This window comes from Acinetobacter sp. YH12094, assembly GCF_013419295.1.
GTDB lineage: Bacteria > Pseudomonadota > Gammaproteobacteria > Pseudomonadales > Moraxellaceae > Acinetobacter > Acinetobacter amyesii.
Genome location: NZ_VPAK01000008.1, coordinates 42,976 through 54,101, shown reverse-complemented (window position 1 = coordinate 54,101; position 11,126 = coordinate 42,976). Strand labels below are relative to the sequence as shown.

Below are 11,126 nucleotides of genomic sequence, written 5' to 3'. Positions count from 1 at the left end.
ATGGGCTTTTTCATCTAATACTTTGGCATAAAAATTTAAACCAATAGGTATAAAAAAAGGGATGAATCACTTCATCCCTTTCGATAATAGTCTATTTTTAAACCATTATGCACGTTCTAAATAGTCACCAGTACGGGTGTCTACACGAACGCTTTCTTCTTGCTGTACGAATAATGGAACACGTACAACTGCACCAGTTTCAAGCTTAGCCGGTTTACCGCCACCGCCTGAAGTATCACCACGTACACCTGGATCAGTTTCGACGATTTTTAATACAACGAAGTTTGGCGCGCTCACAGTTAAAGGAACACCATTCCATAACATGATTGTGCAAAGTTCATTTGAGTCATCTTTCAACCATTTAGCCGCGTCGCCCATAGCAACTTTATCAGCAGCGATTTGTTCGAAAGATTCTGGATCCATGAAGTTCCACATTTCACCGTCGTTATACAAGTAGTTCATTTCAACTTCTTGGATGTCAGCAGCTTCTAGTGAATCACCAGATTTGAAAGTTTTTTCTAAAACTTTACCAGTTTTAAGGTTACGTAATTTTACGCGGTTAAAAGCTTGGCCTTTACCTGGTTTTACGTATTCGTTTTCCATGATTGAACATGGGTTACCGTCAAGCATGACCTTAAGGCCTGACTTGAAATCATTCGTAGAATAATAGGCCATGACTGGCTCACTCCAAACTTACTAACTTTAATCTATAGATGCTATGGGCTGTAACATGTCATTTAGCAAGTACTGACTGTAACATTGGCTGCCACATGCACATTAATGTGATATTGCGTATTCTAAATGACCAATGCACCATGTCGCAACGAAAAAATCCCCATTAAAGGGGTCAAGCTGCTTAACTTACACTCAGACATTAAAGAACTTTGTTTATACAATGCCCACAAACAGGTAAAATTGCTGTTTACTGAAACTTAATAAATGTTTCGTAGGCTTCATCAGGTGTAAGCTTTTTCGGAATTATTTCAGCTTACACTTCAAAGTTCGACGCATTAATTTCAGCAATATTCCCCCACTCACCTTTCTGCATTTTTTAAACAATCGGCATGATAAACTATTTATTTCAAGAGCAAAACTGGCAAACTCAATTGAGTGATTTGATTACAAATCCTCAAGAATTACTCGATGTATTAGAACTTTCGCATGATCAGTTATTATCGGGTGCTCAGTTCGCAGCAGATGAGTTTCGCCTACGCGTGCCGCGCGCTTTTGTCGAAAAAATGCAAAAAGGTAATCCGCTCGATCCGCTTTTACTCCAAGTCCTACCGCATCATTTGGAACTTGAAGAGCACGCCGGTTTTGTTACCGACCCATTAGGTGAAGAGCAGGCTAACCAACAGCCAGGGGTATTACATAAGTACAAGTCTCGTTTTTTACTGACTTTAACCGGTGCCTGCGCGGTCCATTGCCGTTATTGTTTCCGCCGTCATTTTCCATACCAAGAAAACCTGCCTAAAAATGACGACTGGCCAAACATTAAACAATATATTGAACAACAACCCGATATTAATGAAGTGATTTTAAGTGGTGGAGACCCGCTCACACTATCAAATCGTAAACTTCAAGTGTGGATTGAACGTTTATCGACTTTGCCACAAATTAAATTTTTGAGAATTCATTCACGAGTTCCTATCGTAATCCCCAACCGTGTCGATGAAGAGCTGGTTTCTATTTTAAAAAACAGTAGGCTACGCATTATTCTAGTGGTACACTCAAATCATCCATCAGAGCTAGATGACTTCACGTGCAGCCAGCTTCAACAGCTTGTCAAACAAGGAATCACCGTGCTGAACCAAGCAGTCTTATTAAAAGGGGTTAATGATTCTGCAGAAGTATTGGTCGATTTGAGTTACCGCTTATTCGACGCAGGTGTAATGCCATATTATTTGCATGTTCTGGATAAAGTAAAAGGTGCTCATCATTTTGATACACCAGCTCAGGATATTGATTTAATTTATAAAAAAGTTTTAGAGAACCTACCTGGTTATTTGGTTCCTAAACTTGTACGGGAAATAGCGGGCGAAAAAAACAAGACACCGCTTTTTGGGGCTTCAACTTTTTGAGTTAAATAATAAAGATGACCACGCATACTTCAGATACGTTTCAACATCCGACTGAATTAAAGCTGGATAAATTAAGCTTTTGTCCGACCAATGCTAAAGGTCTGCAAGAGTGGTTAAACGGTATTTCAATTTTACAATTAGGTACTTCATCTAAAGCTTTATTCAATGCCTTACTTGAAATCTCCGAGCTGAAATGCCAAGAGATGTTACGTTTTGATTTGGTTCAAATTTTACATCCAACTATGGAAAGTGTGCTCACAAGCTTAGAAAAACACTTTACCAATCAAAGCCTCATTACCACGGATCGTAATGACCAAATCATTGAATTGGCGATGCTTTTACGCAGTCACTTTGCCAAAATCTATATTGATATTGCCAAACGATGTAATCAGCAGCTTAATCAACAAAAGTTTTCGATTTTTTCATTTGGCCATAAAAAAAGCTTACAAACCGCTCGAATTGCATCAATCTACTATGCGTTGCAACAACTGACACTGTTGTTGTATCAACAACATATGTTGTATGCCACCCCGACTACGGGGCAATGGATTGCAGCACATCAACTGATTGAATGCGCCATCGAACACAATTTCTACCAAAGTAATGTCAATCAGTTACTGGGTACTCAACATCAAATTGCAAATATTGCTCAAGCTTATGCACAATTAATCTTATTAGATATTTTCAATAATCATCAGATTCGCCCTGCTGAAATCCAAGGCTTGTATTTATGTAGCTTTGACTGGGCAAAATTGGTTCAAATCCTACCGAAAGAAACCACGCTTTCACGCTATGTTGTAGACACGAAAAAAGATCACCCACCGATTTATAACTCAAAACAAGATCGGTCTTATCAAGCCAATGTATACATTTCAACGCAAAACTTGCTCGATCATTTGACCGAAACGCAAACTAGAAATGCCAATTATTTATCTAAAAATGAAAAGTTATTTTTAACTCCAGCGCTATATTTCCATATTCATAATATTTTGACCAACAACACTGAACGTCGTCATGAACGTTATGAATATTCTGCGCAAATTAATATTTGCTTTAGCTTAATGGTGGCGCATTTCTATCTCTCTAAAGGTAAAAACTTCCACGAAACTTTAGATTTGGAAGGCAATTATCAATTCCACAATGAAGCCTCTTTTGTCAATTCGCATGATTCAAATATGCCAACAGGCATGACTAATGCGAAAGCGCTAGATCGTGAAGCAAAACAGATTCATACCGCTGACGTATTAGATATTAGTGTGAATGGTTATCGCATTAAATGGACTGGCCCTACCCCTGCTAATTTAAAAACCGGCGAATTTATTTTGATCCAAGAAAATGCTCAAAGCCAATGGCGTGGCGGTGTTGTTCGTTGGATCAAACAATCGACTGAAAAAAGTTTGGAATTGGGTCTCGAAGTACTGGCTCAAGATTTGTATCCATGTTCAGCCCATATTCGTACCGACCGCAATACAACAAATCATCAACCTGCTTTATTGGTACAGACCACACAACTTGATCAAGTGTCTACGACCTTAATTTTACCTGGGGCAAATCTCTTCCGAGAGAAACAAACGATCCACCTTCGCTTAGGCAAAGAAGACATCAAAGTCTATCTCACCAAAGCGCAGTTGGTGACGCAAAGCTTTATTCGCTTTGAATATGAATTATTGAATGAAGAGCAAGAAAATGTCGTTAAAGACTATATTGCGAAACAGAGCAATGAGATCAAAAATAACGACTTATGGGAAGCATTAAAGTGAGAAATCCATTACTATCCAAAAAGCTAAAACGTACGGAAACTCGATTACTCATTATTGATGATAATCAAATACGTTTTAACCAGATACGTGATTTATTGACAGACAGCGAACATCAAGTTCATGCCATATTACTTGATGATTTACAAAATTTCGAAAAACAGCTGAATCTCAATTGGGACTTGATCATTTTTGGACGTGCTTATGATTTAAAATATGAACAAGCTTTAAGTTTAGTTCAACTATCGAGCCAACCCAATTTACCGATTATTTTACTTAAACCCGAAGACTATCAAGCAGAAAAATATGCAAGTTTAGTCAAAAAAGGGATTTATGACATTGTCGATATTGCTGAACCTGAGAGTTTCTATTTTGGTTTAATCCGTGCTTTATCCTTTAGTCGCCTACAACAATCGCAGCAACATTTAATGGAAGAGCTCGAAACAGCTCAAATCCAAACCCAGTCTTTAGTTGAAGATAGTCGTAAAGCGGTTGCCGTGATTCAAGAAGGCATTCACATTCAAGCCAATGCTGAATATCTCACTTTGTTTGGTCTAAAAAATGAAGATGATGTAATTGGTCTGCCTTTACTCGATCTATTACAACCTACTGACCTCAACGACTTTAAACAACGCTTTAAAAAAATTAGCCAAGGGCAGCTCGATTTAGGACGTTTTGATCTCGTTTCACAAAATATCGCAGTGGCTGGGCAAAACCCACTAAAACTCGAATTTATTGCCGCAGCTGAAGAAGATGCTTTACAGCTCGCAATTGAAATTGGCAGTCAAAGCAGCAATGCTGTAAGCAATGCTCCAGTTGAAGCTAGCCCACAAAAACCAAAAGCATTTCAACAACTCAACCGTACGATTGCTCAGCAACCTGCTAATGTAAATGCATTAGTTCTATTTACATTGGCTTCTTGTTCTGATGCGATTTTTCAAAAAGATTGGAATACTTATAAGAGCTATTTCACCAATATTAAAGACTTCTTGAAAGATCAGACTCATGCTCCATTATTTAGTTTAGATAATGGTGCAATCGTTGCCTTATTCCAAGCGGATAATCAGCTCAAACTTGAGTCTAAATTGATTGGTCTTAATACCCTGAGCAAACCTCAATTACTCAGTGTAAACAATGAAACTTATCCATTAAATTTACGCATAGGATACAGTGTTTTAGACAGCGATATTCGTGATGAAGCACATTTTGATACCTTTATTGCGAAAGCCTTTAATACTGCGCTACCAACCAACCAACAAGCACCTGAAATCGATTTAACGATTCCATTAGAAATTGATATACCAAGTTTGGATTTCGATACACCAGAAGCACAAATTGCGCCGATTGTCGTTAGTGAAGCTCCTGTTATCAAGGCCCTTCGCAACTGCTTAGAACGCGGTGAAATTCATCTTAAATATCAGCAACTGTATGATAAAGAAGATTCTCATCTTTATACTTATGAAGTAACCAGCGGCTTTATTTTTGAAAATAAATGGAAAGATATCGCCCAACTACGTGAATTGGCTGAAGACTCAGAGCTATCCATTAAATTGGATCGTTGGATCTTGGTTGAATCGTGTAAACAGCTACACAACTTCATCACTCAGTTCCCTGAAGCTAAATTAATCGTTAACCTGAACAAGGAAGTGCTATATAACGACCGCACCTTCCCTGAGTTTATTTCGAAACTGATTACGATTATTCGTAGTAAATTGAAAAATCCACTGATTTTACAATTTGCAGAAGAAGACATTCAGCTCAATATCGATGCCGCTCAAAAAGCATTTGTAGAACTTCGTAAAAATGGTGCCGAACTGGCTTTACGCAATTTTGGTCATTCGATGTTTAGTGAATCATTATTACGTCAAATGGATGTTCACTGCTTAACATTAGATTCAAGTTTAACCAAAATGCTTGCAAACGATAAGTCGTGCCAAGAGCTCCAAGAAAAAATTACCACTTATCATGAAATCAAAACTGTTGAAATCATGCTACGTGAATTAAATGACATGACCCTATTTGCCAATGCTTGGAATGTAGAAGCTCGTTTTATTCAAGGTGATTATTTCCAGAAGAAACTCGACCATCTCATCGATGTTCAGGACCAATAAGGTTCTGAACATCGCCGATTTAAGGTTTATCTTTTTATCGGCACAAAAAAAACGGGCATAAAGCCCGTTTTTTCGTTTTGGATATTAACGTTTGATAGAACGTGACATACCAGCAAAACGTTGTTTGAATTTGTCGATACGACCGCCAGTGTCAACGCTTTTCTGTTTACCAGTGTAGAATGGGTGGCAAGCAGAACATACGTCTAGGTAAATAGTTTCTTTACCAAGAGCTGAACGAGTTTCAATTATGTTACCGCATGAACATGTAGCAACTAAAGTTTCATATTTTGGGTGAATATCGGCGCGCATCGTCGATTACTCCTAAGATTTAAGAAGGTTTAGCTGTCATCGCAATTGATCACTCTTGCATCACTACAAGGAAGGCTTAAAAAAGCAGACCAACACCATAACAGACCATTCTTTTGGCCCACCGAGACGGATACCGTCAGAGCTAAGCACAACAAGTTGAGGCAAATTATAGCTGATTTTTTAATGTTAATAAATAGATATTCAAGGCTGAATCGCTCTACTCTTTAGGTTGAGCTTGGTCTAAATATTTCTGATATTGTAATTCGACTGTACGCTGAAATTGGGCTTGATCAAAATGCTTTAATTTTTCAATAAATGCAGGACAAAACGTCGCTGCATTTACTGACTGTAATGATCTGCTCATGCCCTCTAACACACCTTGAAGCTGCTGTTTAAATTGTGCATCGACGGGCTGATAACATCTTTTGCTTTTAATGGCTCTACACCATTAAAACGGATAGCCTGAACTGCAGCAATTAATTTAAGTTTTGCAGCTTAATAAGCCTGATCTAATTCCTTATTCATCTATGGTTGTCGATCACGACAAAATCCAACATGGGCTGCAGGCTGATGAGGGACATTTTTTCAATGACATCACGGTTACTATTTAGAGATAAATCCTATTGGGCATGAACGACTGTGTTCATACCCAAGAATAAAATGAAGAAGCCTTTTTTAATTTTCATGATTTTTTTCATCTATATAAGCTATTTAAAAAGGACGTACTCATCTCACCCTATTCTTGCCCACGGCTTTGTTTTGCCCAAAGGTTGGCAATCACACCACAGACCATCAACTGAATTTGGTGAAAGATCATAATCGGTAAAACTATCATCCCCATCGGCTGCCCAATAAATAAAATTTGTGCCATGGGCACGCCGCTCGCCAAGGTTTTTTTAGAACCACAAAAGAAAATCGTCTTTTGATCAGCTCGGCTAAAGCCCAACCAACGTGGTACATATAGCGCCAATAACATAATGATCGTTAACAAGACAGAGCACGCCAAAATCAACAGGAATAAGGTCATACCACTCACTTGATGCCATAGCCCTGCCACCACTGCACTACTGAATGCACCATAGACCACCATCAAAATTGAGCCCTGATCAAATACCTTCACGATTTTTGACATTTTCTTCATATAAGGAAACACCCAAGGACGGAGGAGCTGCCCTAAAATGAAGGGAATGAGTAATAACAGGGTAATTTGAATAATAGATGCAGTCGGATCGTAGTTATGTTGTGACTGGCCGAGAATAAAATATGCCACCATCACTGGGGTAATAAACATCCCAATAATATTTGAAAATGATGCACTACAGACTGCGCCAGCAACATTACCCTGTGCTACCGAAGTAAATGCAATAGAAGACTGTACTGTCGAGGGTAAAAAGCACATAAACAAAAAGCCCCAATACAACTCTTGCCCTAACATCGGCACGAGAATTGGTTTCGCCATTAAACCCAATAATGGAAATAATGCAAAGGTAAAACCAAAAACTAAAGCATGTAACTTCCAGTGCATTATGCCTTCAACCACAGCCTCACGAGATAACTTTGCACCATGTAGAAAAAATAAAATGGCAATTGCAGCCGTTGTAATATAGCCAAAGATTTCTGCAGCTTGCCCACTAACAGGCAAAAACGTCGCAAGTATGACCATTACAAAAAGTAGAATGGTAAAACGATCCAAAGCCAACATTTTCAGCATAACAACATCCTGTACAAATTTCCCTTTAAAGCTCATCGGCACAAAAATGCCCAATAAGCTAAATTTACCATTGAGTAAATTTCATCTTACTGGGCCATATAAATAAAGCCAGCTTTTCTCCGATATATTCATTATTTTAAACGTTGATAGTGAGCTCAACGCAAAAAAATTTATAAATAAGAATATTCAGCATTACAGATGACTTTATATTAATGATTGCACATTAATTATTTCGTGCATTTGAGTCTTGTTGGATCAACTCAATTTTATAGCCATCGGGATCTTCAACAAAGGCAATGACGGTCACACCACCTTTCATTGGTCCTGCTTCACGTACCACGTTTCCGCCACGTGCTTTAATTTCTTCACAAGCCTTGTAGGCATCATCTACTGCAATAGCAATATGGCCATAAGCGTTACCCAATTCATAACTCTCCGTATCCCAGTTATGCGTTAACTCGAGTACGGTATGATTTTCTTCATCACCATAGCCCACAAATGCCAAAGTAAAACGACCTTCTTCATAATCACGCTTACGAAGCAAAGTCATACCGAGTACTTCAGTATAGAACGCCAATGAACGCTCTAAATTGCCTACACGTAACATGGTATGCAGCATGCGCATAATCGAGTTTCCTAAATCTATCATTATGTTTGAATACTATAGGGATTTAACATGCAAAGTTCAATTTAAGTCTAGAGCACATATACCGCCTTATTTCAAATATCCTTGTCCAAAACCGTAGACCTGCTTAGGCTATTCAACAGCTTAGAATAAAAAAGCCCACTCAAACTGAATAGGCTTTTTTTAAGTTAAATTGAATTATGAACTGGATTTCTGTTCATGTTCTCTCAATAGTTTGGCGACCCAAACCACTAAAATTAAAATCGGAATACCAATTAGAGTTGTCATCAAGAAAAAGTTTGGATAACCGATATTGGTCACAATCGTACCTGAGTAACCGCCTAAAATTTTAGGGGTTAAGGTCATTAAGGAACTGAAGATAGCATATTGAACAGCTGTGAAAGAAACACTGGTTAAGCTCGATAAAAATGCAATAAATGCCGCACCAGCAAGACCAGAAGCCAAGTTATCAACAATAATCGCAAAATACAGCCACAGCGAACTATAAGGCTTAATGACCTTACCTTCGATGTCCACATTCTGTTCAGCACTTGCTAAGTTAATCGGTTGAATATCAACACCAAGCACACCCGCCATATTGGCCGATGTATTCACTTGATATGCTAAATCGACACTCTTTTTCACCACATCATTTTCTAGTAGTTGAGCCGTTAATGTTTTTTGCTTTGCTGTTTCGAGCGCTTGACCTGGAATTGCAGCACTAAAAACACCAGTTTTATCAAGCTTCGCGTCGAATGGTTTAGCATCCAAAATAATTTGAATTTTTTGACTTTCTTTTAACTCGCCTGCCAAGTATTGTCCACGGACCACGATACTATTTGCAGTCTCTTGAGCTGAAATCGTGTTATCTGAAGTCACTGGCAGCAACATCATTGCTGAGTTTGAAAAAGCATTATTCAAATACGGCAAACTCACCTGTACTGGATGTTGATTCTTAGACTGATAATCCGCACTGACCTGAATATTTTGATCAGCCGCCAAGACTGCTTTTGGAATTTGAACTGCCCAAGCTCCCGTGTCATCCGGCGTCGCTGTATAGTGCTGCCCTGCTACATTTACAGTGACATCGCTCAATGGCTGACCTGATTTGACTAGGCCGATAAAAATCAAGTTTGTTGAACTGGCTAATATCGCACCGACAAACATTAATTTCATAATGTTCATGCGCTGCGCAAGCAAACCACCAAGGAAGCCACCAACCAAGCTAAAAATCACACCATAGACTTTTACAGCTTCGGCAATCTGCTCTTTGGTGAAGTTTAAATCTTGATAAAACACATTAGAAATGACGCCGGCGATAATATCGGAAATACGGTAAAAACCAATAAGTAACAACAGCACTAAAGCCAGTTTTAGACCATAACGCTTAAAGAAATCTGCAACTGGATTAACCCAAGTTTCAAATGCCATCTGCTTATTTACAGCACCTGATTTCACCAAAACTGAACCGATGCCAAAAGCAACCACCGCTGAACAAATAAAGCGCACAGCCTCTAAACAGAACAATGCAAATGAGTCCGAAATTTGCCACTGCTCTTTCAAGCTTTCAACCGCTACACCTGAATAGATATAACTCAAGACAAAGGCAACCACCGCAGCAAAGAATACCGCGACTAAACGATAATAGTCGGTCCGTTTATAATGCTTTTGTACACGGTCAACTTGCGGCTCACGTATCGATAAAGTTGTAATAATACCAATAACCATCACAGCAGCCATTGCAAGATAAGTATATTTCCAAGCTTCATAAATATAGTTACCTTTGGCCGTGCCTAAATATGCCGCCAAAAATAACGCCCCTGCACCTGCCACGATCATGCCGATACGATAACCTGCATTATAAGTCGAAGCTAAAACGGTCTGCATTTCAGTTTCTGCCAACTCAATACGATAAGCATCAATCACAATGTCTTGCGTTGCGGCAGAAAAACCTAGCAATACAGCGCCAGCGGCCATTTGGTAAATATAGCTTTGTCCTAAAGCAGGATCTGAAAATGCCATGATACAAATTGCACAGATAATGAGAACCTGAGCGATCAATAACCATGCACGGCGACGTCCAAGTTGTTTAGTTAAAAATGGCACAGGTAACTCATCAATTAATGGCGCCCAAACAAACTTAAATGAGTAGCCAAGCGCTGCCCAACTAAAAAAAGTCACTGCACTTTTATCAATTCCTGCTTCACCTAACCAAAGCGATAAACTGGAAAAGATCAGTAAAATTGGGATACCGGCCGAAAAGCCAAGAAAAAGCATAATCAGCGCACGTCGGTCTAAAAATGCAGTAAAAGCAGATTTCCATCCTGAAGCTTGTGTTGTCATGACTCAGTTATTTTTGTCAAAATCGAATGTTGCTATTCAAGCGCTTAATGACAACGGTTTCAACAACATTTATGAAATCATTGTTTTATTTTATCGATATTTCGCATGCTGTTGCTTGATCTTTGGCATTAAACCTGTATACCTTAATTACATATCTCTATTCTTTAGTTTTTTGGATTCAACAGTGAC

Annotated in this window: 9 protein-coding genes; 3 read left to right on the top strand and 6 right to left on the bottom strand. The window is 38.7% G+C overall.

Features of this window, described 5'->3' with window-relative positions; all coding sequences use genetic code 11:
- Positions 1 to 105: 105 nt before the first annotated feature.
- Entirely contained in the window at positions 106 to 675 is a 570-nt protein-coding gene (gene efp / locus FTU34_RS08100) for an elongation factor P (protein ID WP_067762759.1), read from the bottom strand.
- Positions 676 to 1,064: 389 nt separating this feature from the next.
- Here efp and epmB point away from each other — a divergent pair, with 389 nt between their 5' ends.
- From epmB to FTU34_RS08085, 3 genes are read left to right on the top strand one after another with little or no spacing between them, the layout of a single operon-like run.
- Positions 1,065 to 2,081, top strand: coding sequence for an EF-P beta-lysylation protein EpmB (epmB, locus tag FTU34_RS08095; RefSeq protein WP_078191830.1), 1,017 nt, complete (start codon positions 1,065 to 1,067; stop codon positions 2,079 to 2,081).
- A 14-nt stretch (positions 2,082 to 2,095) separates the two neighbouring features.
- The gene (locus FTU34_RS08090; protein WP_180035313.1) at positions 2,096 to 3,841 is read left to right on the top strand and encodes a GTPase; all 1,746 of its coding nucleotides are present in this window, start codon (positions 2,096 to 2,098) and stop codon (positions 3,839 to 3,841) included.
- On the top strand, positions 3,823 to 5,949 hold the full coding sequence (locus FTU34_RS08085) for an EAL domain-containing protein (RefSeq protein ID WP_180035314.1): 2,127 nt from the start codon (positions 3,823 to 3,825) through the stop codon (positions 5,947 to 5,949). The genes FTU34_RS08090 and FTU34_RS08085 overlap by 19 nt, the downstream gene beginning before the upstream one ends.
- An 84-nt stretch (positions 5,950 to 6,033) precedes the next feature.
- On the opposite strand, the gene rpmE is transcribed toward FTU34_RS08085, so the two are convergent.
- The 5 genes from rpmE to FTU34_RS08060 all read right to left on the bottom strand — a co-directional run bounded on the left by rpmE (position 6,034) and on the right by FTU34_RS08060 (position 10,937).
- Positions 6,034 to 6,258, bottom strand: coding sequence for a 50S ribosomal protein L31 (gene rpmE, locus FTU34_RS08080; RefSeq protein WP_180035315.1), 225 nt, complete (start codon positions 6,256 to 6,258; stop codon positions 6,034 to 6,036).
- 217 nt (positions 6,259 to 6,475) lie between these two features.
- Complete coding sequence (locus FTU34_RS08075) at positions 6,476 to 6,622, bottom strand: hypothetical protein (protein WP_180035316.1); 147 nt, start codon at positions 6,620 to 6,622, stop codon at positions 6,476 to 6,478.
- Between the two features lie 372 nt (positions 6,623 to 6,994).
- Positions 6,995 to 7,969, bottom strand: a complete 975-nt coding sequence (locus tag FTU34_RS08070; protein ID WP_180035317.1) for a bile acid:sodium symporter family protein — start codon at positions 7,967 to 7,969, stop codon at positions 6,995 to 6,997.
- Between the two features lie 223 nt (positions 7,970 to 8,192).
- The gene (gene gloA / locus FTU34_RS08065; RefSeq protein ID WP_078191833.1) at positions 8,193 to 8,594 is read right to left on the bottom strand and encodes a lactoylglutathione lyase; all 402 of its coding nucleotides are present in this window, start codon (positions 8,592 to 8,594) and stop codon (positions 8,193 to 8,195) included.
- Positions 8,595 to 8,792: 198 nt separating this feature from the next.
- Entirely contained in the window at positions 8,793 to 10,937 is a 2,145-nt protein-coding gene (locus FTU34_RS08060) for an MFS transporter (RefSeq protein ID WP_180035318.1), read from the bottom strand.
- Positions 10,938 to 11,126 lie beyond the last annotated feature (189 nt).

Bases quoted from the DNA above. Each gene is read 5' to 3' on its own strand.
- efp (WP_067762759.1), bottom strand. From the start codon at position 675: ATGGCCTATTATTCTACGAATGATTTCAAGTCAGGCCTTAAGGTCATG.
- epmB (WP_078191830.1), top strand. From the start codon at position 1,065: ATGATAAACTATTTATTTCAAGAGCAAAACTGGCAAACTCAATTGAGT.
- FTU34_RS08090 (WP_180035313.1), top strand. From the start codon at position 2,096: ATGACCACGCATACTTCAGATACGTTTCAACATCCGACTGAATTAAAG.
- FTU34_RS08085 (WP_180035314.1), top strand. From the start codon at position 3,823: ATGGGAAGCATTAAAGTGAGAAATCCATTACTATCCAAAAAGCTAAAA.
- rpmE (WP_180035315.1), bottom strand. From the start codon at position 6,258: ATGCGCGCCGATATTCACCCAAAATATGAAACTTTAGTTGCTACATGT.
- FTU34_RS08075 (WP_180035316.1), bottom strand. From the start codon at position 6,622: ATGAGCAGATCATTACAGTCAGTAAATGCAGCGACGTTTTGTCCTGCA.
- FTU34_RS08070 (WP_180035317.1), bottom strand. From the start codon at position 7,969: ATGCTGAAAATGTTGGCTTTGGATCGTTTTACCATTCTACTTTTTGTA.
- gloA (WP_078191833.1), bottom strand. From the start codon at position 8,594: ATGCGCATGCTGCATACCATGTTACGTGTAGGCAATTTAGAGCGTTCA.
- FTU34_RS08060 (WP_180035318.1), bottom strand. From the start codon at position 10,937: ATGACAACACAAGCTTCAGGATGGAAATCTGCTTTTACTGCATTTTTA.